The organism is Pantoea sp. X85 (assembly GCF_029623675.1).
Classification (GTDB): domain Bacteria; phylum Pseudomonadota; class Gammaproteobacteria; order Enterobacterales; family Enterobacteriaceae; genus Pantoea; species Pantoea leporis.
Window position 1 is genome coordinate 379,833 of the sequence record NZ_CP121109.1, and the last position, 24,558, is coordinate 404,390.

The following is a 24,558-nucleotide window of genomic DNA, read 5'->3' on the forward strand; positions in this document are numbered from 1 at the left end:
GGCGCCGCTACGAAGGGTGCTCTATCGCTGGCCGATGGTGTTTAGCCGCTGCACAATTTCTGGCGTAAGTGTCACTTCGCTACTCGCCAGGTTTTGCTTCAGGTGCTCCGGCGATGACGTTCCCGGAATCAGCAGAATATTAGGCGAACGCTGCAGCAGCCACGCCAGCGCCACCTGAAGCGGCGTAGCATTGAGCTCAATCGCTACCTCGCTCAGCTGATCCGATTGCAGCGGTGAAAATCCGCCGAGGGGGAAAAACGGCACATAAGGAATGCCTTGCGCTGCCAGTTGGTCGAGCAGCGCCTCATCCTGACGATTGGCCAGATTATAGAGATTTTGCACGCAGGCGATCGGCGTCATCGCCTGGGCATCGGCCACCTGTTTAGCCGTCACGTTGCTCAGACCAATGTGTCGAACCAGCCCGCGCTCTTTTAGCTTGATCATCGCTTCAACCTGCGGCTCCAGCGAACCCTCTTTCGGTCCGTGCACGTCCAGCATCGAACGCAGATTAACCACTTCCATCACATCAAGCCCAAGATTGCGCAGGTTATCTTCCACCGCTTGCGTTAGCGCTTCTGGCGTGAATGCCGGTAACCAGCCGCCTTTATCGTTGCGGCGCGCGCCTACTTTGGTGACGATAACCAGATCGTCGGCGTAAGGGTGTAACGCTTTTTTGATCAGCTGATTGGTGATATGCGGACCGTAGAAGTCGCTGGTATCAATGTGATTCACGCCTGCTGCGACCGCATCGCGCAGCACCTGTAAAGCACGCGCTTCATCTTTCGGCGGACCAAACACGCCGGGACCGGCTAACTGCATGGCACCGTAACCGAGTCGTGCAACCTGGCGGTCGCCAAGGGTGTAAGTCAATGCTGGATGAGACATGGAAAGCTCCTTCGTCAGTGTGTGGTTAGATTGTAATCGCCAAAACGCTGTGCGACTATCCGTACAAATCAGGACACAGTGTACGAGGTAGCGAACAATGGCATTAGATATTGCCTTGCTGCACGCGGTGGTGGCAGTGGCCAAAGCAGGCGGGTTTCGCGAGGCGGCGCGCATAACCGGCAGTAATCCGTCGCGCTTAAGTGATGCGGTGCGGCGTGCCGAAGAGCAACTTGGCGTACGGTTGTTTAATCGCACCACGCGCACTGTGGCGTTAACAGAAGCCGGCAGGGCGCTGATGTCGCGCCTGCTTCCGGCGATGAACGAAATGGATGCGGCGCTGGATGCGTTGAACACGTTCCGCGATACGCCGGGCGGCACCTTGCGCTTAAATGTGCCGGTGAGCGCCGCGCGCATTGTGTTACCGGCGATTGTGCCGGGATTTCTAAAGCGCTATCCCGATATCCAGCTGGAAGTGGTGGCGGAAAGTAATGTGCAGGATGTGTTCCGCGATAGTTGTGATGCCGGCATTCGTTACGACGATCATCTGGAGCAAGACATGGTGGCACTGCCAATCGGTCCGCGCACCCAGCGCTTTGCCCTGGCGGCATCTCCCGCGTATCTGGCGCAGTTCGGTAAACCACAGCATCCGCGCGACTTAGTGCAGCATCGCTGTTTACACGGACGCTATGCGACTGGCGTGATTGCCGAATGGGAATTTACCTGCGGCGAGGAAACCGTGCGCTTGCAGCCGAAAGGTCCGCTGATTTGCAGTATCGGCGCGGCGATGGACTTGACGGTAGAAGCGGCAATCGCTGGCTGCGGCATGGTCTACTTATTTGAGGATTGGATCAGACCGGCGCTGAATGATGGCAGCCTGCAGCCGATTCTGCCGGATTGGTGGCAAAGCTTCTCTGGCCTTTGGCTCTATTACAACGATCGCCGGTTGATTCCGGCGCCGCTACAGGCGTTTCTGGATTATGTGCGCGAACTGAATTCAGGTGCAGAAGCGAAAAAAAGCCGATAACCGTTGCCAGTTATCGGCTTTTTCGCAACACAGGTGATTACGCGTTCAGCAGCTGATTTGCGGTTTTCTCAACCAGCGCCAGCAGGACTTTAACATCCTCCAGCGTTACGGTTGGGTTCAGCAAGGTCAACTTCAGGCAAGTTATGCCCTGGTTCTCGGTCACACCCACGTTGGCGCGGCCTGAATCCAGCAGCGCATCGCCGATACGCTGGTTGAACAGCGCAATCTGAGCGGTATCGGTCAGTTGCTCTGGACGATAGCGGAACAGCACGCTAGCCAGCTGAGGCTGCATTACCAGCTCGAGGCGTGGTGCAGAGGTAACAAACTTCGCCACTTCCTGCGCCAGCGTCACACCGTGATCGATGATCGCCGCATACTGTTTCTGACCCAGCGCTTCCAGGCCCATCCACAGTTTCAGCGCATCGAAACGACGCGTGGTCTGCAGGGATTTGGATACCAGATTCGGCACGCCGGCCTCTTCATCAAACTCAGAGTTCAGGTAAGCCGCCTGATAGCGCATCAGCTCGTAATGACGCTCATCTTTCAGCAGAAACGCACCGCAGCTGATGGTCTGGAAGTACTGTTTGTGGAAGTCCAAAGTGACAGAATCCACCCGCTCCAGGCCATCGAGGTAGTCGCGATACTTCTCGGACAGCAGCAGCGCGCCGCCCCATGCTGCATCAACGTGTACCCAAATGTTGCGATCGGCAGCAATGCCGGCAATTTCACGCAGCGGATCGATCGCACCGGCATCGGTGGTACCGGCAGTCGCCACGATCGCCAGGATCTGTTCGCAGTTAGCGTCGGCCTGCGCCAGTTTGGCTTTCAGGTCTGACACATCCATACGGGCGAACTCATCAGACTTCACCTGCACCACAGATTGGTAGCCATGGCCAAGCAGCGCCATGTTCTTCTGTACGGAGAAGTGCGCGTTTTCAGAACACAGCACTTTGATCTTACGCAGATCACCAGTGATACCGTGCTGCTGCACCGAGTGGCCCTGGCGCTGATAGAAGGCGTCGCGCGCCAGCATCAGGCCCATAAGGTTGCTCTGGGTGCCGCCGCTGGTGAACACACCTGCGTCGCCAGCCGGATAACCCACTTGCGCACGCAGCCATTCGATCAGTTTGATCTCAATGATGGTGGCAGAAGGGCTCTGATCCCACGAATCCATACTCTGATTGGTGGCGTTGATCAGGACTTCTGCCGCCTGACTTACCACCAGACTCGGGCAGTGCAGATGCGCTACACATTGTGGGTGATGCACTGAAAGACTGTCTTTCAGGAAATATTCAATCGCGCGTTCAATCGCGGCCTGGTTACCCAGGCCGTTTGGATTGAAGTCGAGCGTGATACGCTCGCGCAGTTCGGCAACGCTTTTGCCTTGATACATCTCAGGCTGTTGCAGCCACTGCACAACCGCGGCGCTGCTCTGGGCAATCGCCTGCTGGTACGCCTCAATGCTCTGTGCAGAGGCGGCCAGAATCGGGTTTACTTCAGACATTTACTCTTCCAATCAAACAGGTTTGACGCCAGCGCCAATCAGCGCCTGCTCAAATTTATCCAAGAAAATCGCCAGCTCATCGTTGGTGATCAGCAGTGAAGGCAGCAGACGCAGAACTGCGCCATGACGGCCACCGCGCTCCAGAATCAGACCTGCTTCGAAGCACTTCTTCTGCAGCAGCGCAGAGAGTTCGCCGTCAGCCGGGAAGCTGCCCATGTGATCGGCCGCTTCGTTCGGTTTAACGATCTCAATACCGATCATCATGCCGAGACCACGAACGTGACCAATCACCGGGAAGCGTTTCTGCATCGCGGCCAGCTGCTGTTTCAGCCATTCACCTTGCGCAGCCACTTTGCCTGCAATATCCTGCTCTTTGAGGATTTTCAGCGTGGTCAGGCCGGTAGCCATCGCCAGCTGGTTGCCACGGAAGGTGCCGGTGTGATGACCCGGTGACCAAACGTCGAACTGCTTTTTGATGCCCAGCACAGCCAGTGGCAGACCGCCGCCAACAGCTTTAGACATCACGATGATGTCTGGCTCGATGCCGGCGTGTTCGAAGGCGAAGAATTTGCCGGTACGGGCAAAGCCAGCCTGAACTTCGTCGAGGATCAACAGAATGCCGTGTTCCTGCGTCACTTTACGGATGCGCTGCAGCCACTCAGCGGGTGCTGGGTTCACGCCGCCTTCGCCCTGAACGGCTTCGAGGATTACTGCTGCAGGCTTACGCACGCCGCTTTCCACGTCGTTGATCAGGTTGTCGAAATAATAGGTCAGCGCTTTCACGCCAGCTTCACCACCGATACCCAGCGGGCAACGATACTGATGCGGATAAGGCATGAACTGCACTTCTGGCATCATGCCATCAACCGCTTCTTTCGGTGCCAGGTTACCGGTGACGGACAGCGCGCCGTGCGTCATACCGTGATAACCGCCAGAGAAGCTGATCACGCCGCTACGGCCAGTGGCTTTCTTCGCCAGTTTCAGCGCGGCTTCAACCGCATCGGCACCAGAAGGGCCGGTGAACTGCAGGCAATAATCTTTACCCTGGCCTGGCAGCAGCGAGAGCAGAGACTCAGAGAACTGATCTTTCAGTGGAGTAGTCAGATCAAGAGTATGTAACGGCAAGCCGCTGGTAATGACATTTTGAATGCTCTGGAGAACATCAGGATGGTTGTGACCCAGTGCCAGCGTCCCTGCGCCAGCCAGACAGTCAAGATATTGTTTATTCTCAACATCTGTGATCCACACGCCATGGGCTTTAGCGATAGCTAAAGGCAGTTTGCGCGGGTAACTCCTGACGTTAGATTCAAACTCAGCCTGACGGGCTAAGAATGCGTCGTTATTTCCGTTGAATGCATTGGCACCAAAACTATCAATACGGACTTTATCCGTCATCATATCTCTCCTTCAACCGGGGCACGTAAGGCTCGCCAATTGACTAATTGAACAAAAAAGTAACAGCCGTGAAAAAACGCGGCCAATATAGAGCCTTTTGACCTACATCACAATGATTAATTTTGTTTAGATTTGTTTACTCTTTCCATATATGAATCAGGGCGTTGGCCAGAAATTGGCCACTTAATTTCGCACCGCAGTTGGGGTGGTTAAAAAATAATCGAATGAATAAAGAGACTTATAGCCGCTAAGGCGATCCACGGACCAAAGGCGATGACGTGATTGAGCTCGCGCTGCCCGCTAACTTTGGAAATCAAAACACATAAAATAGCGCCGCCCGAAGCCAATAAAAGCACCCAGGGTAAAAGCGACCAGCCCAACCAGGCGCCGATTGCCGCCAGCAGTTTTGCATCGCCCATCCCTAACGCCTCAATGCCTCTAATCCATTGATATAAAATCGATAGCGCCCACAACACGCAATATCCCGCTATGGATCCCCATACCGCTTCTTGTAATGAGCCGGGTAGCCATCCCATCGCTTTAAACAGCAGCGCAATCCACAGCAAGGGCAGCGTAATCACATCCGGTAAAAGCAGATGTTCGAGGTCAATAAAGGCTAATACCGTTAACGCCCAGAACAATATGAGCGCGCCCAGCAATTGCATATTGACTGGCATCAGCCAGATAAGCAGCAGCGTCAGAAGCGCGGTAATTATCTCCACCTGTGGATAACGCCCGCTGATTTTACAATGGCAATAACGGCATTTACCGCGTAACAGTAACCAACTTATGAGCGGAATGTTGTCGCGCCAGCGCAGCGCGGTGGTGCATTGGTGGCAGTGAGAGGGCGGACAACACACATTTAGCGGAGTGTTCGGGTGCACTATTTGCAATGGCAACCGCGAGATCACCACGTTAAGAAAGCTGCCTACGGCCAATCCTAATAGGCCACTAATTAAGCCATGTACGTATTCCATTACTCATACCTCGCGCCATCCAGGCTTGTCGTTGCCAGGACTTTACGCCGAAGCGAGGATAGGTGCGAGAGGTAAAAGGGCGTTACAGCGGCATACATCGGGATTGCAGAGCGGGCTCCAGAAATGGAGAGGAGAAGATTAAGCTTGCTGCTTAAACAGCTGGATCGCTTCCTGCACATTGCTGGTATTCAATGACATTACGCGGTCGTTATTAAGGAACACATCGTAGTGGCCGGCGTTATAGCGGAACACATATAGATCGCCGCGATAGCGCAATCCTTTGGTTTTCACCCCAATATGGTGGCGGCGCAGCGCTGCCTGAGAAAGTCTGTCAGTAGCCGTACTCATCGCATTATCCTCCAGACGTTATAAGACATATCCTGACTTAGTATAGGGTCAAAACCTTAATTTAACCTTAAGAAGTGTGCTGGTTCATGATGATAAACCGGCAAATTTGACCCTTCCTCTACCAATCCTCAACGTGTCAGAAAAAGCCGACTTAGTACCCTTCTCATTTAATGTTGCGTTAAGTTAACCCGCGTATTTTGGAATAAATGGCCGTTAAATAGTGCTTAATTCCAAGGTAACATAATGAATTTTCTACCATTCTCACGGCCCTCGTTGGGTGAAGAAGAGTTAGCCGCCGTTAAATCGGTGTTTGAGTCGGGTTGGATCACCACCGGCCCGAAAAATGCCGAACTGGAAGAGACTTTTGGCCAGCTCACCGGCAATCAGCATTCGATTGCCGTCAGCTCCGCCACGGCGGGGATGCACGTCACGCTGCTGGCGCTGGGCATCCAGCCCGGCGATGAGGTGATCACGCCTTCGCTAACCTGGGTTTCCACCATCAACATCATCACGCTGCTGGGTGCGACGCCGGTGATGATCGATATCGATCGCGACACCTTGATGGTAACGCCGGAGCTGATTGAAGCGGCGATCACGCCGCGTACGCGCGCCATCATTCCGGTGCATTACGCTGGCGCGCCCGCCGATATAGATGCCATTCGCGCCATTGGTGAGCGCCATGGCATTCCGGTGATTGAAGATGCGGCGCACGCCGCAGGCTGTTATTACAAAGGAAAGCACGTTGGTCAGCAGGGCACGGCGATCTTCTCCTTCCACGCCATCAAAAACATGACCTGCGCCGAAGGTGGCTTGATTGTCACCGATGATGCGGCGTTGGCCGACCGCATGCGCAGTCTGAAATTCCACGGACTCGGCGTCGATGCGTACGATCGCCACACGCACGGCCGCAAGCCGCAGGCCGAAGTGATCATGCCGGGTTTCAAATACAACCTGCAAGATATCAGCGCAGCGATTGCTTTGGTGCAGCTGAAAAAGCTGCCCGCCATCAATCAGCGCCGCGCGGCGATTGCGCAGCGCTATCTCACTGAACTGGCGAATACGCCGTTTCTGCCGCTGGCGCAGCCAGAATGGTCACATCAACACGCGTGGCATCTGTTCATTATTCGCGTTGATGAGGCGCAGTGCGGCATCAGTCGTGATGCGCTTATGGAAACCTTGAAAGCACAGGATATCGGCACCGGGCTGCATTTCCGTGCCGCGCACACCCACAAATATTATCGCGAACGCTATCCGCAACTCTCGTTGCCGCACACCGAATGGAATAGCGATCGCATCTGCTCAATCCCGTTATTCCCTGATATGCGCGATGAAGATGTCACGCGCGTGATTAGCGCATTACGTCAGATCGCTGGAGTTTGACATGCTGGAAGAAAAAACCATTCGCAAAGTTTCCGTGGTGATCCCGGTGTACAACGAAGAGGAGAGCCTGCCGGAGCTGGTGCGTCGTACCGATGCAGCCTGCGCAGGATTAAATCTGGCGTACGAGATTCTGCTGGTCGATGACGGCAGCAGCGATCGCTCGGGCGAGATGATTGCCGATGCCGCCGATATGCCGGGCAGCCATGTGGTTGGCGTGTTGCTGAACCGTAATTACGGTCAGCACTCGGCGATCATGGCGGGCTTTAGCCACGTCAGCGGCGACCTGATCATCACGCTGGATGCCGATCTGCAAAACCCGCCGGAAGAGATCCCGAACCTGGTGAAAGCGGCTAAGCAGGGTTATGACGTGGTGGGCACCGTGCGTCAAAACCGCCAGGACAGCTGGTTCCGTCGTCGCGCCTCACGCACCATCAATCATCTGATTCAGCGCGTCACCGGCAAAGCGATGGGCGATTACGGCTGCATGCTGCGCGCTTATCGCCGCCATATCGTCGATGCGATGCTGAACTGCCACGAACGCAGCACCTTTATTCCCATCCTCGCCAACACCTTCGCGCGCCGCACCACCGAGCTGCCGGTGGCGCACGCCGAGCGCGAATTTGGCGATTCGAAGTACAGCTTTATGCGGCTGATTAACCTGATGTATGACCTGGTCACTTGCCTGACCACCACGCCGCTGCGCTTGCTGAGTATCGTCGGCAGTTTGATTGCGCTGGCCGGTTTTGCCTTCTCGCTGATTCTGATTGTGCTGCGTCTGTTCCTCGGCGCGGTATGGGCCGGTGACGGCGTGTTCCTGCTGTTCGCGGTGCTGTTTATTTTTGTCGGCGCGCAGTTCATCGGTATGGGATTACTCGGCGAATACATCGGCCGCATTTACAACGACGTACGCGCCCGTCCGCGCTACTTCATCCAACGTGTGATTCACCCACAGCAAAACGCCTCATCTGTACAGGAAATTGAGCAATGAAAACTGTCGTCTTCGCCTACGCCGAAATGGGCTGTGCGGGTATTTCTGCACTTCTGTACGCTGGTTATGAAATCAGCGCTATTTTCACCCACTCAGACACAGGAACTGAGAGCCACTTTTTCGACTCCGTTGCGCGTTTAGCCGCTGAGCAGGGCATTCCGGTCTATGCGCCGGAGGATGTCAATCATCCGCTGTGGGTCGATCGCATTAAAACCATGGCACCGGATTACATCTTCTCCTTCTATTACCGCGCTTTGTTGAACGACTGCATTCTCAGCAGTGCGCGTTTGGGGGCCTTTAACCTGCACGGTTCGCTGCTGCCCAAATACCGTGGCCGCGCACCGCTGAACTGGGTGCTGGTCAATGGCGAAACCGAAACCGGCGTAACGCTGCACCGCATGGTGAAGCGCGCCGATGCCGGTGACATCGTGGCGCAACAGCGCGTGGCGATTGACGAGCAGGACAACGCGTTAACGCTGCATCGCAAGCTGGTTGCCTGTGCAACGCAGATGCTGGAAGGCGCATTACCGGCGGTAAAACGCGGCGATATTGTTACCACACCACAAAATGAGCGCGAAGCCACGGTTGTGGGTCGCCGCACTCCAGAAGATGGCCGCATAAAATGGGAACAACCGGCGCAGACAGTCAATAATCTGGTGCGCGCGGTGACCTATCCGTGGCCCGGCGCGTTCGCCTATGCCGGAACGGTGAAATTCGTGGTATGGAAAAGTCGTGTACACAGCACTGAACATCAGGCCAAACCGGGTACCGTGCTTTCTGTTGAGCCATTCCTGATCGCCTGCGCTGAAGGCGCGCTGGAAGTGGTGACCGGTCAAAGCGATAACGGCGTGTTTATGAACGGCAGCCAGCTGGCGCAAAACCTCGGTATGGTGAAGGGCGCCTTGCTCTATTCTCAGCCAGTGGCGGCGGTGAAACGACGCACGCGCGTGCTGATTCTCGGCGTGAACGGTTTTATCGGTAACCACCTCACCGAGCGTCTGCTGCAGGATGATAACTTCGAAGTCTACGGTTTAGACATCGGTTCTGACGCCATCAGCCGTTTCCTCGATCAGCCACGCTTCCACTTTGTCGAAGGCGACATCAGCATTCACTCAGAATGGATCGAGTATCACATTAAGAAGTGCGACGTGGTGTTGCCATTGGTGGCCATCGCCACGCCGATTGAGTACACACGCAATCCGCTGCGCGTGTTTGAGCTCGACTTTGAAGAGAACCTTAAAATCATTCGTGACTGCGTGAAGTACAAAAAGCGCATCATTTTCCCATCGACTTCCGAAGTGTACGGCATGTGTACCGATCAGCATTTCGATGAGGATCACTCTAATCTGGTGGTTGGGCCGATCAATAAACAGCGCTGGATATATTCGGTGTCTAAGCAGCTGCTGGACCGCGTGATTTGGGCTTACGGTGAGAAAGAAGGGCTGCGCTTTACGCTGTTCCGTCCATTTAACTGGATGGGGCCGCGCCTCGATAATCTGAATGCCGCGCGTATCGGCAGTTCTCGTGCTATCACGCAGCTGATCCTCAATCTGGTGGAAGGCTCACCAATTAAGCTGATTGATGGCGGCGCACAGAAGCGCTGCTTCACCGATATTCGCGACGGCATCGAAGCGCTGTTCCGTATCATCGAAAACAAACAGAACAACTGCGACGGCCAGATCGTCAACATCGGTAACCCGGATAACGAAGCCAGCATCAAAGAGTTGGCCGAGCGTCTGCTGGCGAGTTTCGAACGTCACCCGCTGCGCAGCAACTTCCCGCCGTTTGCCGGCTTCCGTGAAGTGGAGAGCAGCAGCTATTACGGCAAAGGTTATCAGGACGTGGAACACCGTAAGCCGTCGATCAAAAACGCGCGTCGTCTGCTGGACTGGACGCCAACCGTAGAGATGGATACCACCATCGATAACACGCTGGACTTCTTCCTGCGCACCGTTGAGCTACAGGACAAACCATGAAGAAAGTCGGTTTGCGTGTCGATGTCGATACCTGGCGCGGCACCCAACTTGGCGTGCCGGCGTTACTGGAGCAATTCAGTTTGCATCAGCTGCAGGCCAGTTTTTTCTTCAGCGTTGGGCCGGACAATATGGGGCGCCACTTGTGGCGCCTGTTAAAACCGCGTTTTCTGTGGAAAATGCTGCGGTCGCGCGCCGCATCACTCTACGGCTGGGATATTTTGCTGGCCGGCACCGCCTGGCCGGGACGTGAGATTGGTCGCGGTCTGGAGGAGATCATCAGCGCCACCGCCGATCATCATGAAGTCGGTTTGCATGCGTGGGATCACTTTGCCTGGCAAACCTGGGCGGGTGTGTGGCCGCAAGAGAAACTGGTTGAGCAAATTGCGCGCGGTAAACAGGCGCTGGAAGCGATAATCGGTGACAATGTCACCTGTTCAGCGGTGGCGGGCTGGCGCGCTGATGGTCGCGTGGTGGCTGCCAAGCAGCAGTTTGATTTCAGCTATAACAGTGATTGTCGCGGCAGCGGCCCATTTATACCGATTCTCAGTGATGGCAGCCACGGCACGGTACAAATCCCGGTGACCTTGCCGACCTGGGATGAAGTGGTTGGGCAATCGGTGAGCGCGGAAGGTTATAACGACTTCATCCTCGAGCAGATCCATGCCGCAAGCGGTTCGCCAGTTTACACCATTCATGCCGAAGTGGAAGGGATTGTCGGGCTTGAGGCGTTCGCCGATCTGCTGAGGCGTGCGGAGCAGCAAGACATTCAGTTTTGTCCACTCAGCGCCTTGTTACCCGACGATCTCACTACGCTGCCACGGGGCAACATCGTGCGCGGGCATATTCCCGGGCGTGAAGGCTGGCTAGGCTGCCAGCGCTAATTTTTACAGGAACCACGGATGCGTACAGTCACTAAAACCGCGTTACCCCTCGCGCTCTTCGCGCTGTTTTACCTGATCCCGATTGAGTTCCGCGCCTTGTGGCAGCCGGACGAAACCCGCTATGCCGAAATCAGCCGGGAAATGCTATTTAGCGGCAATTGGGTAGTGCCGCACTTCTTCGATCTGCGCTACTTCGAGAAACCGATCGCCGGTTATTGGGTCAATAACCTCGGCCAGTTGCTGTTTGGTCACACTAACTTTGGCGTGCGCGCCGGATCGATTTTCAGCACCACGTTGAGCGCGGTATTGGTGTATTGGCTCGGCACGCAGATGTTCGCCAGCCGTAAAATCGCGCTGAGCGGCAGCATGATTTTTCTCACCTCGTTGCTGGTGTACGGCGTCGGCACCTACGCGGTGCTCGATCCGATCCTGACGCTGTGGCTGGTCGCGGCCATGTGCAGTTACTGGCTGGCGTCACAGGCCAGCAGCACGCGGCAACGATTGATCGGATATGTGTTGCTGGGTGCGGCCTGCGCGATGGGTTTTATGACCAAAGGTTTTCTCGCGCTGGCGGTGCCGGTACTGGCGATTCTACCTTGGGCCATTTGGCAACGTCGCTTTGGCGAACTGCTGCGTTGGGGGCCGCTGACGATGTTGGTCGCTGCGCTGCTCAGCACGCCTTGGGCGCTGGCGATCAATCAACAGGAAGGGGATTTTTGGCACTACTTCTTCTGGGTCGAGCATATTCAGCGTTTCGCTGAGTCGGACGCGCAGCACAAAGCGCCATTCTGGTACTACATTCCGGTGTTGCTGGCGGGCACTTTGCCGTGGCTGGCGCTGCTGCCGGGATCGCTGATTGGCGCGTGGCGTCAGCGCAGCCAGCAAGCCGGGCCGATCTATTTATTGAGCTGGGTGCTGCTGCCGCTGCTGTTTTTCAGCATCGCCAAAGGCAAATTGCTGACCTATATTCTGCCGTGTTTCGCACCGCTGGCGCTGCTGATGGCGCATTACGCACACAGTGGTTCGGCGCAGGTGATTAAAGCGCTTAAGGTAAATGGCTGGATCAATCTGCTGTTCGGTTTGATCACCACCATAGTGGTTTTAGTGGTGCTGGCCCCCTGGGGCGTTGCGCATCGTCCGGTTTATACCGGCGATGAAGGGATGGGCGTGCTCTGTGCGGCGCTCGCCTTTATAGGTTGGGCCGCGATGGGCTGGCTAAGCCGCAAGCCGGAGAAGGGTCGCTGGCAGTTAGCCGCGCTCTGTCCGCTGGCGCTGGCGTTACTGGTGGGATTTGCCATTCCTGACAAGGTGCGCGATTCAAAGCAGCCACAAAGTTTTGTTAGCGCGGTACACGATCAGCTGGCGGATAGCCGTTATCTGCTGGCAAACAATCCTGGCGTGGCATCAGCGGTGGCCTGGGAACTGCAGCGCAGCGACATCAATTTCTACGATGCCAAAGGTGAGTTGCAATATGGCCTGAGCTACCCGGATGCACAGTCACACTATATTGATGCGGATAACTTTGCCGACTGGCTGCGTATCCATCGTCGGCTGGGCAAGGTTTCGCTGGTTTTGATGCTGAATGCCAGCGACAGCACGCCGGATAAAAACCTGCCGGAACCGGATGATGTCTATCGTCAGGGCCGCCTGGTTTACTACGGCTACGATGCGAAACCATGAATCTGCTGCTGATTTTACTGGTGAGCGTGCTGAGCTGTGCCGCTCAACTGTGTCAGAAGCAGGCGGCCCATCTCGGCATCAAAAAGGGGATTTCCTGGCTGGCGCTCAGCATCCTGCTGCTCGGTATCGGCATGCTGCTGTGGCTGGCGGTATTGCGCGTGGTGCCGGTGAGCGTGGCGTATCCGATGCTGAGTCTTAACTTTGTTTTGGTGGCGATCGCCGCGCGGCTGATTTGGCGCGAAACCTACAGCGTGCAGCAGTGGATCGGTACGTTGGCGATTGTTGCTGGCGTGGCGCTGATGGGAAGTCATCTATGAAAGGCGTGATGCTGGCGCTGTGCAGCGTGTTGCTGGTTTCGCTGGCGCAGCTGGTGCTGCGGTTGGCGATGCTGGATTTCCCGCCATTAAGCGAATTGCTGAGTGTGCAGCACTGGAAACCGCTGCTGCTGTTGGCGATGGGCCTCGGGGCGTATGCGCTGTCGATGCTGTGCTGGATGCTGGCGCTGCGCCAGCTGCCGCTTAACCGGCTCTATCCGCTGCTCAGTTTGAGTTATGTATTGGTGTGGCTGGCCGCGATTTCCTTGCCGATTTTGGGCGAAAACTTCCGCTGGAGCAGCTTTGCTGGCGTGGTGCTGATCGTGTTTGGCTTGATGCTGGTTTCGCTGCCGCGCCGTAAGTGATGGTGTTTATTTATGCACATACCGTAGCGGCGCAATTTATTGCGCAATAAATTGCGCCGCTTCGGAAGGTGCAGTGATGTGACACGGCGCTTAATTGAAAGCCATTACGCCACTCATGGCGATCTTTTTTATTTACCCCCTCAAAGCCCTCCCTAAATAAACACATCATACTGATGTAAATCCATCAAAATAAAAATCCCAAAATGCTTGAACTCACACTTCGAAAAACAAATTTCAAATAAAAATTAACATGAAATAAAAACACCGCTAGCGTGAGTGCTCTGTTTTGTTCTGCCGTATTTCCTTAATTTTTTCACCAGGAGGTATTATGGAAAGAGAACTTTATATATCCACTAACACCGCTTCCGGCCCCAATAGCGCCACGCGCACCGAGCCATTTGTTAAAATTATTGCGCTGGTCGCCACGCTGGGTGGATTGCTGTTCGGCTACGATACCGGCGTAGTATCAGGCGCTTTACTCTTTATGCGTGACGATCTGCAGCTCACGCCCTTTACCACCGGGTTAGTCACCAGTTCACTGCTGTTTGGCGCCGCTTTTGGCGCGCTGCTCGCCGGTCATTTCGCGGACGCGCTGGGACGCCGCAAGATCATCATCTCTCTGGCCTTTATTTTTGCCCTTGGCGCCATCGGTTCGGCCTTCGCGCCGGATGTCATCTCAATGATTGCTTCACGTCTGTTCCTCGGTATCGCCGTCGGTGGCGCAGCGGCCACGGTGCCGGTGTATATCGCGGAAATTGCCCCGGCGAACAAGCGCGGTCAACTGGTGACCTTGCAGGAGCTGATGATTGTTTCAGGTCAGCTGCTGGCGTACGTGTCCAACGCCACTTTCAATGAAATCTGGGGTGGAGAACACACGTGGCGCTGGATGATCGCTATCTCAACTGTGCCCGCAGTATTGCTGTGGTTGGGCATGATCTTTATGCCGGAAAGCCCGCGCTGGCATGTAATGCGCGGTAATAGCCAGCAAGCACGCAAAGTACTGGAGAAAACCCGCGCGGCCGATGACGTCGAATGGGAGCTGGAAGAGATAGAAGAAACCATCGAAGAGAACCGGCAACAGGGCAAAGGCCGCCTGCGCGATTTGCGTACGCCGTGGCTGCGCAAAGTGTTCCTGCTTGGTATCGGCATCGCGGCGATTCAGCAGCTGACCGGCGTCAACACCATCATGTATTACGCGCCTACCATGCTGACGGCAACCGGCTTGAGCAACGATGCCGCGCTGTTCGCCACCATCGCCAACGGCGTGATTTCGGTGCTGATGACGCTGATCGGTATCTGGATGATCGGCAAAATCGGCCGTCGTCCGCTGGTACTGGTTGGTCAGATGGGCTGCACCGCGTGCCTGTTTTTTATCGCCGCGGTGTGTTTCTTCATGCCGGAATATCACCCGGCAGGCGACGTCAATCTGCTGCGCGCCTATCTGGTGCTGGCGGGCATGCTGATGTTTCTGTGCTTCCAGCAAGGCGCGTTGTCGCCGGTTACCTGGCTATTACTTTCCGAGATCTTTCCAGCGCGGATGCGCGGTATTTGCATGGGCGGCGCGGTATTTGCGTTGTGGATGGCCAACTTCGCAATTTCCATGGCGTTCCCGTTGCTGTTGGCGGCATTTGGTCTGGCCGGTGCCTTCTTAACCTTTGCCGTGATTGGTATTGGGGGATCGATGTTCGTGTTGCGCACCATCCCGGAAACCAAAGGACGCAGCCTGGAACAGGTCGAGCACTATTTCCATGAGTTGTACAAATGATGTTGCATTGATGTAAATCAATCAAGGTTCTGGCAGAGCAGCAAAACAACATCGCTTACTATCGCAAGATATCGACGCGACATGACAAAACAGAAGCTAATAAATATTACTCTTTCAGGATAGAACACACCATGACCTACAAAATAAGCCATGACCGACTCTGCGTTAATCGTAAAATCGCGCCTAATCTTAGTCTCGAGCGTTTTTTCTCGCTGGTTGAAAAGCTGGGGCTAAATAAAGTCGAAATCCGCAATGATATGAAAAGTGGTAGCGTGACCGATAATTTAACAGGCGAAGAAGTTCGCCATCTCGCGACGCAGCATGCTTTTACCATTGAAACTATTAATGCGGTTTATCCGTTTAACCAATTAAGCGATGACGTGCTGGAGAAAACGCGCGCTTTATTAAAAGACGCGCGTGCCACCGGTGCGAAAGCGTTAGTCCTTTGCCCACTGAATGACGGCACCGTTATTTCCCAGCAGCAAACCGTCGATGCGTTAAAAACGCTGGCGCCGCTGTTTGCCGAATATGGCATTGCCGGTCTGGTGGAGCCGCTCGGTTTCCCGCAAAGCTCGCTGCGTTCAGCGGCTCTGGCACAGCAGCTGATCAAACAAGCCGGCGCGCCGTTCAAAATCGTATTGGATACCTTTCACCATCATTTGTACGAAGGGGCTGAACAAGACTTTGCTGGCGGCGTCGACGTCAACAATATCGGGCTGGTGCATTTGTCCGGCGTGACCGACGCGCGCCCAACGCATCAGTTAACCGACGAAGAGCGCATCATGTTAAGCGCCGACGATGTGCTGAAATCGAAACAACAAGTGCAGCGTCTGGAAGAGATGGGCTATCGCGGCATTTACGCTTTCGAACCGTTTTCGTCGGTGATGGATAATTGGAGCGAAGAACAAATTGCTCGTGAAATCCACTCCAGCATTGCTTACCTGAATAACTAAGGAACACTTCCATGACGCTCAATATCGGTGTAATTGGCACGGGCGCGATCGGTCGCGAACACATTCGTCGTTGCAGCCAGGTGCTGCAACATTCGCGTGTGGTGGCGCTGAATGACATCAACCGCAGCAACTGCGAGCAGATCATCCACGATTTCGGCATTCAGGCGGAGATTTACGACAACGCACATGATCTGATTAACGCGCCAGAGGTGCAGGCGATTCTGGTCACCTCGTGGGGCCCAACCCATGAAGAGTTTGTGCTGGCAGCGATCAAAGCCGGCAAGGCGGTGTTCTGCGAAAAGCCGCTGGCGGTCACCGCGCAGGGTTGTATGAACATCGTGGAAGCGGAAATCGCCGCCGGTAAGAAGCTGGTGCAGGTCGGCTTTATGCGTCCTTACGACGCGGGCTACCGCGCGCTGAAAGCGGTGATTGAGAAGGGTGACATCGGCGAACCGCTGATGCTGCACTGCGCGCATCGCAATCCCGAAGTCGGCGATTCCTACACTACTGATATGGCGATCACCGATACGCTGATTCATGAGCTCGATGTGCTGCGCTGGTTGCTGAAAGATGATTACGTCAGTGCGCAGGTGATCTACCCGCGCTCAACCAGTAAAGCCGCTTCGCATCTGAAAGATCCGCAAATCGTGCTGCTGGAAACCGCCAAAGGCGTGCGCATCGACGTCGAAATCTTCGTGAACTGCACATACGGCTACGATATTCAGTGTGAAGTGGTCGGCGAAAGCGGTATTGCGCGCCTGCCTGAACCGATGTCGGTACAGACGCGCAGCGCGGCCAAACTCTCCACCAGCATTCTTACCGACTGGAAAAAGCGTTTCATCGATGCCTATGACGTGGAGTTGCAGGACTTCATCAATAACGTGTTGTCGGGTGAGATGAGCGGCCCGTCTGCGTGGGATGGCTTCGCTGCGGCGGTTGCTGCCGATGCCTGTGTTGCGGCGCAAAAATCCGGAGACATCGTACCGGTCACTATGCCAGCGAAACCGGCGTTTTATAACTAAGTTGCTTTCCCTTCCTTAAACGCGCGTCAGGTTGAACTGGCGCGCGTATTATCGCGTATCACACTCTCTTCTCAGCGTTTTCCCGTGTATCATCGCCGCCTTTAAGATGCTTTGTAGGGAATAAGTGATGACGGAGATGACATTGTCCCGCCGCCAGCCTTCCGTATGGTGGGGCGCGATGATTATTTGCGGCACCGTGGTGGGCGCAGGGATGTTTACGCTGCCGGTGGTGATGGCGGGCGCGTGGTTTGGCTGGGCGATGATGTTACTGCTGATCAGCTGGGGCGGCATGTTGCTGTCCGGCTTGTTGTTTATGCGCGTCAGCCTCACGTATCCGCCGGGCGCTGGATACGACACTTTAACCAAAGATTTGCTTGGACGCGGCTGGGCGGCGCTGAACGGCCTCAGCATCTTATTCGTCCTTGGCATCCTGACATACGCCTACATTTCAGCCAGCGGCCCGGTCTATCAGCACTCAATCAGTCAGTTGGGATTACCCATCTCAACTGCAGAAGCCAAGGTGTTGCTGACGCTGTGCGTCGCCGTCGTCGTTTGGCTCGGTACGACGGGCGTCAGTCGCTTGATGACCTTCTGCGTGCTGGCGAAAATTCTGCTGTTGATCGTGCTGTTTGGCGGCCTTCTGACGCAGGTGAACGTGCCGTCGTTACTGAGCGGACCCGCTGCCGGTGAACGTTACTGGCCTTATGCACTCGGCGTGCTGCCGTTTTGTCTCGCTTCGTTTGGTTACCACGGCAACATCACCGGTCTGGTGAGCTATTACGGCGGCAATAAGCAGAACATCACGCGGGCTTTGGTGTTGGGAACGCTGCTGTCGCTGGCGCTGTATCTGTTTTGGCTAACCAGCACCATGGGAAATCTACCGCGCGCCGCGTTTCCTGAGATTGTGAAGCAGGGCGGCGATATCGCTGCGCTGATGGCGGCGCTGCGTGCGCATCTGCACGTCAATGCGCTGGCGCTGATGATGTCGATCTTCTCGCATTTCGCCGTGATTGCCTCATTCCTTGGCGTCACCGCCGGTCTGTTTGATTTCATCGCCGATCGTCTGGGATTCGGGAATTCATCTGTCGCACGCCTGAAAACCGCCAGCCTGACTTTCCTGCCGCCGTTACTTGCCTCGATTTGGTGGCCGAATGGCTTTGTCGCCGCGATTGGTTTTGCCGGACTGTTTGCTACCTTGTGGGCGGTGATCATCCCCGCGCTGCTGGCATGGAAATCTCAGCAACGCTGTTCGCTGGCGGTAGCTTTTCTGTTGGTGTTTGGCGCGATGAATATATTGGCCTGGCTGTTGAGCTGGTTTGGGGTGTTACCGGAATTTGGTGGATGAGATGAGTCGCCAGAAATGGCGACTCGACTTTCAACCGCTACCTGATTAAAACAATTACTCTTTGTTGGCTACCAACGTGCCTTTCAGGCCGTGCGGCTCGGAGCGCAGATACTGCGGTGGCGCTTTGGCCTGCGCACCCAATTCAGCGGCGGCATGCCACGGCCAGCGCGGGTCGTAAAGTACTGCGCGCGCCAGCGCGATCAAATCTGCGTCACCTACCTGTAATGCTTGTTCTGCCTGCTTGGGTTCCGTAATCAAGCCTACGCCAATCACCGGAATCTTTACCTGTTTGCGGATGTCGCGTGCAAAAGGCAATTGATAACCGGGACCAACCGTGATTTTCTGCTACGGTGACAAGCCGCCGCTGGAGACGTGCACATAATCGCTGCCCGCCGCTTCGAGTTGCTTGCTGAAGACAATCGACTGCTCAACATCCCAGCCACCGTCAACCCAATCCGTTGCCGAGAGGCGCACACCTACCGCCACTGAATCTGGCACGGCGCTGCGCACCGCATGGAACACTTCCAGCGGGAAACGCAGACGATTCTCCAGCGAGCCGCCGTACTCATCCTCACGCTGGTTACTCAGTGGCGACAGGAACTGATGCAGCAAATAGCCGTGCGCAGCATGCAGTTCAATCAACTGGATACCGAGTTTCGCCGCACGCTGCGCGCTGTCAACGAAGGCCAGTTTCAGGAGCTCAAGATCCTGTTTACTTAGCACAACCGGTGCGCGATCTTCAGGATTAAAGGCTTGCGCGGATGGTGCAACGGTTTGCCAGCCGCCTTGCTCCAGCGACAGCTGATTGCCGCCCAGCCACGGCGCGGCGCAGGACGCTTTACGTCCGGCGTGACCGAGTTGAATACCAATGGGAATATCAGAGTAGTGACGGATATCTTGCAGAACGCTGGCTAAAGCCGCTTCCGTTGCATCATCCCACAAGCCTAAATCACCCGGAGAAATACGTCCGGCGGCTTCCACTGCTGTCGCCTCAATGATCAGCAAACCGGCGCCGGAAAGTGCCAGTTGCCCGAGATGAATGCGGTGCCAGGCGCTGGCTTTGCCATCCTCCGCAGAGTATTGGCACATCGGCGCGATGACGATGCGATTATCGAGCGTTAACTTACCCAGTTGCGTCGTACTAAACAGTAAACTCATTGAAACCTCATCTTCAGTGGCTGAATGGCTTTAAGCTTAGGGCGAAAAGCGCATTTTGCAGAGGGCTATGAGTTTGAATGTTGTAGCAAAAAGTAAGTTAAGCGGAATGTGCCGCCGCAAGTCGAAACGCATCAGACATTTTTTCCTGCTCACGTTGTGATAACCCCAAATGTCTGGCGACTATGCGCCATTGCGCAACAATGCTGCTGAATTTTTCAATGATAGTTTCGGCTTCACGTGCCTTCAGCCGGAAATAGGGCGCAACTTCCCGCGCCAAATCGAGATCAAGCGCATTATCAGCTGCCGTCACATTTAATTTTAGGCCATCAGCATAGGGCACTGGATTGAGATCGAAGGCGGCAGATAACCGCCAGCCCTTGTCTGGAACCAGAATAAATCCATGATTACGCAGATGATCATCGCTGTTAGAAACCAGCATATTAAAGACTATCCGCGACCACAGCTCGCGTAAATCAGCATTGGTTTGGGAGCCATGACGAATCAATACTTCTGCCAGTTCGAGATAACTCACTCCGGTGGACGCATCTTCGCCATCAATATGGCCAGTCATGGTCATCGCGGAGGCAAAGTGCAGACGCTTTCCTTCGGGCGTGCGATCGAAACGGCGCACCATGAAACAGTGATAATCGCTGGCAAATTTTTTCGCCATCGCAGCGGCAACGTCAAGTTCACAAGCCGTAGCGAGAGCATTGACGACCATTTCCCATCCACCCACATCATATTCATCGCGGATGCTGGGGAACTTGGCGATAAATAGCTGACCTTCCTCATCAACTACACTGGCTTTGGGCCGTGCGCCACCCAGAGAACCGCCTGGAGCGATCAACATCCTGAGCCATTCATGTCCCTGAGCAGCACGGTTATCCGGATCGCTTTCCAGCGCGCGGCTTGCACGTTCAAGTGCTGCGATTTCAGTAAATGGGGGAGTCGCAATTTCCAATCTGTTATCAAGAAATTCCCCCTGATCCTCCAGCCGGTAACGTAAAGCACCCACGCGATACAGGTCATGAACCCCCAGTAAAAAATCGGATTCAAACATGCGCGTGCCGGAAGGCAATAATCCGCCACGGATATCGCGTTCCAGACGACGCTCCATCAATAAGCGTCCCCATCTGTCGGGGCTGGAATCGCCAAACACACCAAATCCAGCACGATTGTTGGCAGGATATTGTGGCCCTTCGAATAAGTGGATGCCGGGATCTAACTGGATCAACATCAAATCGGGATCGCTTAGCGCTTGCGGATCATATTGAAATTCAAAAGATTCACGCGCCCGGCTGCGGCGAATATGCAGATAACCGAGACGTTTTGGTTGCTTGAGTCCGTTCCAGTCGGCGTAGACGCTAATCATGGTCATTGTCGGGTCCTATTTTTTCTTCCCTGAAATTAGCAGTGAGGCGAGGCCGGCAGAGGTGACTGTCTGAACGTTTTTTTGCTCAACTCCGCGCTCATTCGCCTCAGCTACCTGCGTGCTGTTCTCACCCTCAGCTACCTGCGTGCTGTTCTCACCCTCATCAACCTTATACGCTGATTTAGCAGCAATTAATTTAGTCGTTGAGGTAAGACGTGCATCTTGCAGTTGGCGACCCAAAGTATCCTCAGCAGCCAGCAGATTGAGATCCTGTTCGAGTCCTAACACCTGCATCACAGCCAGATAGGCTCCGATAGTCACACCCGCGCTACCCGCTTCAAGCGAACGCAACGTCATCGGGGTCATTCCCGCGCGTTCCGCCACCTGTTTAGCCGTCAGTTTTCTTCTTTTACGAGCGAGTTTTAATCGCTCTGCAAAAGCGGCAAGCATTTCGCTCGTTTGAGGAAGAAGCAGAGAAGTTCGCTGTGCCATTGTGTCACTATTTTATCTTTAAATGGGGTTAATGGATAAAATATTAGCACTTTGTCGATCTGCATTCCATTTTTAATGATTAAAATAAAAACGAAAAAGTGCTAATAAATTATCATTTAATGAACATAAAAGATAAAATATTAGCACTTCAATTTAAAACGCCGCCGATCGCCAGCCGCGCGCGTTATCATTGTCGGTGCGCACCGCCAGTGAATGCGCTGCACGTTGCGAACGCGCCATCACCTCTTTTTGATTGAGCTGGGTAAACTCACCATTCCGCAGCAGATAAGCGCCATCAACAAACACATCGCTGACCTCGTGGCCGAGCGCCGAGTAGACCAACGATGAAACCGGATGATGGATTGGCGTCATCGCCGGATGCGAAGTATCAACGATCACCACATCGGCGCGTTTGCCGACTTCCAGCGAACCCACCAGATGTTCAAGTCCAATTGCCCGCGCACCGTCGATAGTGGCCATCTCCAGCACTTTTTCCGCCGTCATAATGGTGGGATCGCGGTGCACGCCTTTTTGCAGCAGCGCCGCCACTTTCATCGCCTGAAAAAGATTGTGATTGTTGCTACTGGCGGGGCCGTCTGAACCCAAACCAACGGTTAGGCCGGCAGCCAGCATCTCGGGAATAGGCGGCACGCCGGAAGCGAGGTAGAGATTGCTGCAGGGATTGTGCGACACGCGCGTGTCATGGTGTTTGAGTGCGCGGATGTCGCGCGAATTGCACTGCACGCAATGCACCGCCAGCACATCCGGGCCAAGAAAGCCGATATCGCTGAGGAATTCGGTATCGCTGGCCTGAAAACGCAGCTTCGCCTGCTCGATCTCAAAATCGGTTTCCGCCACATGCGTAGTGATCAGCACGCCGGTTTCATCCGCCAGCTGGCGCGTGCCGCGCAGCACTTTCTCATCCAGCGCCCAAATCATGCTTGGTGCCAGACCGACTTTTACCCGGCCATCGACCTGGTGATAACGATCGATCACCGCGCGCGCATCGGCCAGCGCCTGTTCAGGCGTTTCGATCAGTTCAGCAGGAATGCCGTGCTCAGCGCCGCTGGTGAGAAAACCGCGACACACATGACCGCGAATGCCGCTGACTTCAAAGGCCTCGATCACTTTGTCGGTTAATCCTGGGCGCGGATGCGCGTACATAAAATCGACCAGCGACGTGACGCCCGAACGCAGTGATTCCATGCAGCCGTGCAGCGCGGCGGCGTAAACATCTTCTTCTGTCAACGCCACGGCGCTGGGTCCGGTCATGCAGGTGAACCACTTTTTCAGCACCATGTCATCGCCGAGACCTTTCAGCAGCGTCTGAAACAGATGCGTATGCGTGTTCACCATGCCCGGCATAATAATGCGTTCGCGGCAGTCGATAATTTCCGCTTCAGGATAGCGCTGCTGCAAAGCGTCGCGCGTGCCGATGGCGCGAATGGTCTTATCTTCAATCAGCAAACTGGCCTGTTCCAGAATCTCGCGTTGCGGATTCATAGTGATCATCCAGCCGTCAGCCAGCAGATAACTCATGAGGCGTTCTCCAGTTGCTGCTGTAATTCAGCGGCATTAACCACAAAACCAAAGCATTGCTGAACGTTATACAGCGTGGCATCGCGGCAATAAGCCGGCGAGGTGGTGGCGCTGCAATCTTCCAGCAGCAGGCAGTCGTAACCGCGAAAGTTGGCATCCTGTAAGGTGCAAAGCACGCACTGATCGACATTAACACCGGCAAACAGCAGCGTGGTGACGTTGAGATTGCGTAGAATGCTGTCGAGTTCGCTGTCCTGAAATCCGGACATGCGGTATTTGTTGACGCGAATGTCATTGGCATCCGGCGTCAGTTCGTCCACTACTTCCGCCGCCCAACTGCCGGCCTGCAACACCGGCGCGCCGGAAACCGGCAGCGGATCGCCTAATCCCACGCCATCACCATTCGGGTTATAGACGTGCAGCAGCGCAGGGCTGAGATTGAGTTTATCAGCGCGATTGCCCCAATTGAGCCAAATCACCGGTACCTGAGCGGCGCGCAGCGTCGGCAGCAAGGCTTGCAGCGGTGCAATCGGCGCGCGCGCAGGCGTGACATCGACGCCGATATGCCCGAGCCAGCCTTCGGCATGACAGAAATCGTTCTGCATATCAATCACCAGGATAGCCGTGCGCTGCAGATCAAAAATCACTGAACGTTCACGCGATGTAAGCTGCACGCTGCGCGACGCCTGCGCTGGACGCCGCGTATCAACCACTTGCGCTGAAACGCGCCATTGATTGTGTCGGCTGCTGCCTAAAACGTTCTCCGGCATATCAGGCTCCCGTTAATACGCGAATATCTTCTGCATCGAGCGTGACAGGGTCACCGCTACGAATCAGTTCAGAGAAGCCTTCATTCGGCGTCATCACCGTCAGCGTATAGAGTTTGCTGTTGCCGGTATTACGAATGGCGTGATCGTTGCCCGGATGCAGCAGCAGGGAATCGCCTTTCCTTATCTCAAGTTCATCATCGTTACAGCGCGCCACGCCTTCGCCGTGTAGTACATAAAAGAACTCGTGCGCGCTGGCGTGTTCATTCGGTGGCGTAGCACCGCCGACGTTGAAAATCTCCAACACGAAAATGTTCTCAATGCCGTCTAACGGCTTGTCGAACAAGATGGCGAAATAGTTGCTGCTGTCCGCACTGATACGGAACGCCTTAACATCCGCAAGATTGTTGAAACGAAACGATTTCATA

At 55.0% G+C, this 24,558-nt stretch carries 22 protein-coding genes and 1 pseudogene; 12 read left to right on the plus strand and 11 right to left on the minus strand.

Annotated elements, in window-relative coordinates; genetic code table 11:
* Positions 1 to 21: 21 nt before the first annotated feature.
* Positions 22 to 885, minus strand: coding sequence for an aldo/keto reductase family oxidoreductase (locus P6287_RS21320; RefSeq protein ID WP_192412930.1), 864 nt, complete (start codon positions 883 to 885; stop codon positions 22 to 24).
* Between the two features lie 97 nt (positions 886 to 982).
* Between P6287_RS21320 and P6287_RS21325 the strand changes: the two genes are divergently transcribed.
* Positions 983 to 1,909, plus strand: a complete 927-nt coding sequence (locus P6287_RS21325) for a LysR family transcriptional regulator (RefSeq protein WP_277975333.1) — start codon at positions 983 to 985, stop codon at positions 1,907 to 1,909.
* 37 nt (positions 1,910 to 1,946) lie between these two features.
* On the opposite strand, the gene P6287_RS21330 is transcribed toward P6287_RS21325, so the two are convergent.
* From P6287_RS21330 to P6287_RS21345, 4 genes are all read right to left on the minus strand, one after another.
* Positions 1,947 to 3,413, minus strand: a complete 1,467-nt coding sequence (locus P6287_RS21330; protein ID WP_277975334.1) for an aspartate aminotransferase family protein — start codon at positions 3,411 to 3,413, stop codon at positions 1,947 to 1,949.
* A 12-nt stretch (positions 3,414 to 3,425) separates the two neighbouring features.
* A complete protein-coding gene (locus tag P6287_RS21335) occupies positions 3,426 to 4,811 on the minus strand; it encodes a diaminobutyrate--2-oxoglutarate transaminase (RefSeq protein WP_110866938.1) in 1,386 nt (461 codons plus the stop codon).
* 206 nt (positions 4,812 to 5,017) lie between these two features.
* Positions 5,018 to 5,785, minus strand: coding sequence for an A24 family peptidase (locus P6287_RS21340; RefSeq protein ID WP_277975335.1), 768 nt, complete (start codon positions 5,783 to 5,785; stop codon positions 5,018 to 5,020).
* Between the two features lie 138 nt (positions 5,786 to 5,923).
* A complete protein-coding gene (locus P6287_RS21345; RefSeq protein ID WP_101761453.1) occupies positions 5,924 to 6,133 on the minus strand; it encodes a hypothetical protein in 210 nt (69 codons plus the stop codon).
* A gap of 243 nt (positions 6,134 to 6,376) precedes the next feature.
* Here P6287_RS21345 and arnB point away from each other — a divergent pair, with 243 nt between their 5' ends.
* The 11 genes from arnB (at position 6,377) to P6287_RS21400 (ending at position 18,802) form a co-directional block, all read left to right on the plus strand.
* Positions 6,377 to 7,513 carry a UDP-4-amino-4-deoxy-L-arabinose aminotransferase gene (gene arnB / locus P6287_RS21350; protein WP_277974958.1) on the plus strand — a complete coding sequence of 379 codons (1,137 nt, stop codon included), beginning with the start codon at positions 6,377 to 6,379 and terminating at the stop codon, positions 7,511 to 7,513.
* 1 nt (position 7,514) lies between these two features.
* Positions 7,515 to 8,501 carry an undecaprenyl-phosphate 4-deoxy-4-formamido-L-arabinose transferase gene (arnC, locus tag P6287_RS21355; RefSeq protein ID WP_110866936.1) on the plus strand — a complete coding sequence of 329 codons (987 nt, stop codon included), beginning with the start codon at positions 7,515 to 7,517 and terminating at the stop codon, positions 8,499 to 8,501.
* Positions 8,498 to 10,477 (plus strand): bifunctional UDP-4-amino-4-deoxy-L-arabinose formyltransferase/UDP-glucuronic acid oxidase ArnA, encoded by a 1,980-nt coding sequence (gene arnA, locus P6287_RS21360; protein ID WP_277974959.1) that lies wholly within the window; start codon positions 8,498 to 8,500, stop codon positions 10,475 to 10,477. The genes arnC and arnA overlap by 4 nt, the downstream gene beginning before the upstream one ends.
* Positions 10,474 to 11,358, plus strand: a complete 885-nt coding sequence (gene arnD / locus P6287_RS21365; RefSeq protein WP_137387421.1) for a 4-deoxy-4-formamido-L-arabinose-phosphoundecaprenol deformylase — start codon at positions 10,474 to 10,476, stop codon at positions 11,356 to 11,358. The genes arnA and arnD overlap by 4 nt, the downstream gene beginning before the upstream one ends.
* Positions 11,359 to 11,376: 18 nt before the next feature.
* Positions 11,377 to 13,038, plus strand: coding sequence for a lipid IV(A) 4-amino-4-deoxy-L-arabinosyltransferase (arnT, locus tag P6287_RS21370; protein ID WP_277974960.1), 1,662 nt, complete (start codon positions 11,377 to 11,379; stop codon positions 13,036 to 13,038).
* A complete protein-coding gene (gene arnE / locus P6287_RS21375; protein WP_101761459.1) occupies positions 13,035 to 13,355 on the plus strand; it encodes a 4-amino-4-deoxy-L-arabinose-phosphoundecaprenol flippase subunit ArnE in 321 nt (106 codons plus the stop codon). The genes arnT and arnE overlap by 4 nt, the downstream gene beginning before the upstream one ends.
* Positions 13,352 to 13,717 carry a 4-amino-4-deoxy-L-arabinose-phosphoundecaprenol flippase subunit ArnF gene (gene arnF, locus P6287_RS21380; RefSeq protein WP_277974961.1) on the plus strand — a complete coding sequence of 122 codons (366 nt, stop codon included), beginning with the start codon at positions 13,352 to 13,354 and terminating at the stop codon, positions 13,715 to 13,717. Before arnE ends, arnF begins: the two co-directional genes overlap by 4 nt.
* Positions 13,718 to 14,045: 328 nt before the next feature.
* Positions 14,046 to 15,482: a sugar porter family MFS transporter gene (locus P6287_RS21385; protein ID WP_192412950.1), complete on the plus strand. Its 1,437-nt coding sequence runs from the start codon at positions 14,046 to 14,048 to the stop codon at positions 15,480 to 15,482.
* Positions 15,483 to 15,613: 131 nt separating this feature from the next.
* Positions 15,614 to 16,435 carry a TIM barrel protein gene (locus P6287_RS21390; RefSeq protein ID WP_192234909.1) on the plus strand — a complete coding sequence of 274 codons (822 nt, stop codon included), beginning with the start codon at positions 15,614 to 15,616 and terminating at the stop codon, positions 16,433 to 16,435.
* 11 nt (positions 16,436 to 16,446) lie between these two features.
* Positions 16,447 to 17,457, plus strand: a complete 1,011-nt coding sequence (locus P6287_RS21395; protein WP_277974962.1) for a Gfo/Idh/MocA family oxidoreductase — start codon at positions 16,447 to 16,449, stop codon at positions 17,455 to 17,457.
* Between the two features lie 127 nt (positions 17,458 to 17,584).
* Positions 17,585 to 18,802, plus strand: a complete 1,218-nt coding sequence (locus P6287_RS21400) for an aromatic amino acid transporter (protein WP_277974963.1) — start codon at positions 17,585 to 17,587, stop codon at positions 18,800 to 18,802.
* Between the two features lie 54 nt (positions 18,803 to 18,856).
* Here P6287_RS21400 and P6287_RS21405 read toward each other — a convergent pair.
* From P6287_RS21405 to P6287_RS21430, 6 genes and pseudogenes are all read right to left on the minus strand, one after another.
* A pseudogene (locus P6287_RS21405) lies at positions 18,857 to 19,960 on the minus strand (NADH:flavin oxidoreductase/NADH oxidase).
* Between the two features lie 97 nt (positions 19,961 to 20,057).
* Positions 20,058 to 21,338: a HipA domain-containing protein gene (locus P6287_RS21410; RefSeq protein WP_277974964.1), complete on the minus strand. Its 1,281-nt coding sequence runs from the start codon at positions 21,336 to 21,338 to the stop codon at positions 20,058 to 20,060.
* Between the two features lie 9 nt (positions 21,339 to 21,347).
* Positions 21,348 to 21,824 carry a helix-turn-helix transcriptional regulator gene (locus tag P6287_RS21415; RefSeq protein WP_277974965.1) on the minus strand — a complete coding sequence of 159 codons (477 nt, stop codon included), beginning with the start codon at positions 21,822 to 21,824 and terminating at the stop codon, positions 21,348 to 21,350.
* Between the two features lie 153 nt (positions 21,825 to 21,977).
* Positions 21,978 to 23,363 carry an amidohydrolase gene (locus P6287_RS21420; RefSeq protein ID WP_277974966.1) on the minus strand — a complete coding sequence of 462 codons (1,386 nt, stop codon included), beginning with the start codon at positions 23,361 to 23,363 and terminating at the stop codon, positions 21,978 to 21,980.
* Complete coding sequence (locus P6287_RS21425; protein ID WP_192412961.1) at positions 23,360 to 24,133, minus strand: isochorismatase family cysteine hydrolase; 774 nt, start codon at positions 24,131 to 24,133, stop codon at positions 23,360 to 23,362. Before P6287_RS21425 ends, P6287_RS21420 begins: the two co-directional genes overlap by 4 nt.
* Position 24,134: 1 nt before the next feature.
* The gene (locus P6287_RS21430) at positions 24,135 to 24,557 is read right to left on the minus strand and encodes a cupin domain-containing protein (protein ID WP_277974967.1); all 423 of its coding nucleotides are present in this window, start codon (positions 24,555 to 24,557) and stop codon (positions 24,135 to 24,137) included.
* Position 24,558 lies beyond the last annotated feature (1 nt).

What these genes read in the sequence shown, in the direction of transcription:
- P6287_RS21330 (WP_277975334.1), bottom strand. Translation starts at nt 3,413, where the DNA reads ATGTCTGAAGTAAACCCGATTCTGGCCGCCTCTGCACAGAGCATTGAG.
- arnB (WP_277974958.1), top strand. Translation starts at nt 6,377, where the DNA reads ATGAATTTTCTACCATTCTCACGGCCCTCGTTGGGTGAAGAAGAGTTA.
- P6287_RS21415 (WP_277974965.1), bottom strand. Translation starts at nt 21,824, where the DNA reads ATGGCACAGCGAACTTCTCTGCTTCTTCCTCAAACGAGCGAAATGCTT.
- P6287_RS21340 (WP_277975335.1), bottom strand. Translation starts at nt 5,785, where the DNA reads ATGGAATACGTACATGGCTTAATTAGTGGCCTATTAGGATTGGCCGTA.
- P6287_RS21400 (WP_277974963.1), top strand. Translation starts at nt 17,585, where the DNA reads ATGACGGAGATGACATTGTCCCGCCGCCAGCCTTCCGTATGGTGGGGC.
- P6287_RS21430 (WP_277974967.1), bottom strand. Translation starts at nt 24,557, where the DNA reads ATGAAATCGTTTCGTTTCAACAATCTTGCGGATGTTAAGGCGTTCCGT.
- P6287_RS21420 (WP_277974966.1), bottom strand. Translation starts at nt 23,363, where the DNA reads ATGAGTTATCTGCTGGCTGACGGCTGGATGATCACTATGAATCCGCAA.
- P6287_RS21345 (WP_101761453.1), bottom strand. Translation starts at nt 6,133, where the DNA reads ATGAGTACGGCTACTGACAGACTTTCTCAGGCAGCGCTGCGCCGCCAC.
- arnE (WP_101761459.1), top strand. Translation starts at nt 13,035, where the DNA reads ATGAATCTGCTGCTGATTTTACTGGTGAGCGTGCTGAGCTGTGCCGCT.
- arnC (WP_110866936.1), top strand. Translation starts at nt 7,515, where the DNA reads ATGCTGGAAGAAAAAACCATTCGCAAAGTTTCCGTGGTGATCCCGGTG.
- P6287_RS21385 (WP_192412950.1), top strand. Translation starts at nt 14,046, where the DNA reads ATGGAAAGAGAACTTTATATATCCACTAACACCGCTTCCGGCCCCAAT.
- P6287_RS21390 (WP_192234909.1), top strand. Translation starts at nt 15,614, where the DNA reads ATGACCTACAAAATAAGCCATGACCGACTCTGCGTTAATCGTAAAATC.
- P6287_RS21410 (WP_277974964.1), bottom strand. Translation starts at nt 21,338, where the DNA reads ATGACCATGATTAGCGTCTACGCCGACTGGAACGGACTCAAGCAACCA.
- P6287_RS21320 (WP_192412930.1), bottom strand. Translation starts at nt 885, where the DNA reads ATGTCTCATCCAGCATTGACTTACACCCTTGGCGACCGCCAGGTTGCA.
- P6287_RS21335 (WP_110866938.1), bottom strand. Translation starts at nt 4,811, where the DNA reads ATGATGACGGATAAAGTCCGTATTGATAGTTTTGGTGCCAATGCATTC.
- arnD (WP_137387421.1), top strand. Translation starts at nt 10,474, where the DNA reads ATGAAGAAAGTCGGTTTGCGTGTCGATGTCGATACCTGGCGCGGCACC.
- P6287_RS21325 (WP_277975333.1), top strand. Translation starts at nt 983, where the DNA reads ATGGCATTAGATATTGCCTTGCTGCACGCGGTGGTGGCAGTGGCCAAA.
- P6287_RS21425 (WP_192412961.1), bottom strand. Translation starts at nt 24,133, where the DNA reads ATGCCGGAGAACGTTTTAGGCAGCAGCCGACACAATCAATGGCGCGTT.
- arnA (WP_277974959.1), top strand. Translation starts at nt 8,498, where the DNA reads ATGAAAACTGTCGTCTTCGCCTACGCCGAAATGGGCTGTGCGGGTATT.
- arnT (WP_277974960.1), top strand. Translation starts at nt 11,377, where the DNA reads ATGCGTACAGTCACTAAAACCGCGTTACCCCTCGCGCTCTTCGCGCTG.
- arnF (WP_277974961.1), top strand. Translation starts at nt 13,352, where the DNA reads ATGAAAGGCGTGATGCTGGCGCTGTGCAGCGTGTTGCTGGTTTCGCTG.
- P6287_RS21395 (WP_277974962.1), top strand. Translation starts at nt 16,447, where the DNA reads ATGACGCTCAATATCGGTGTAATTGGCACGGGCGCGATCGGTCGCGAA.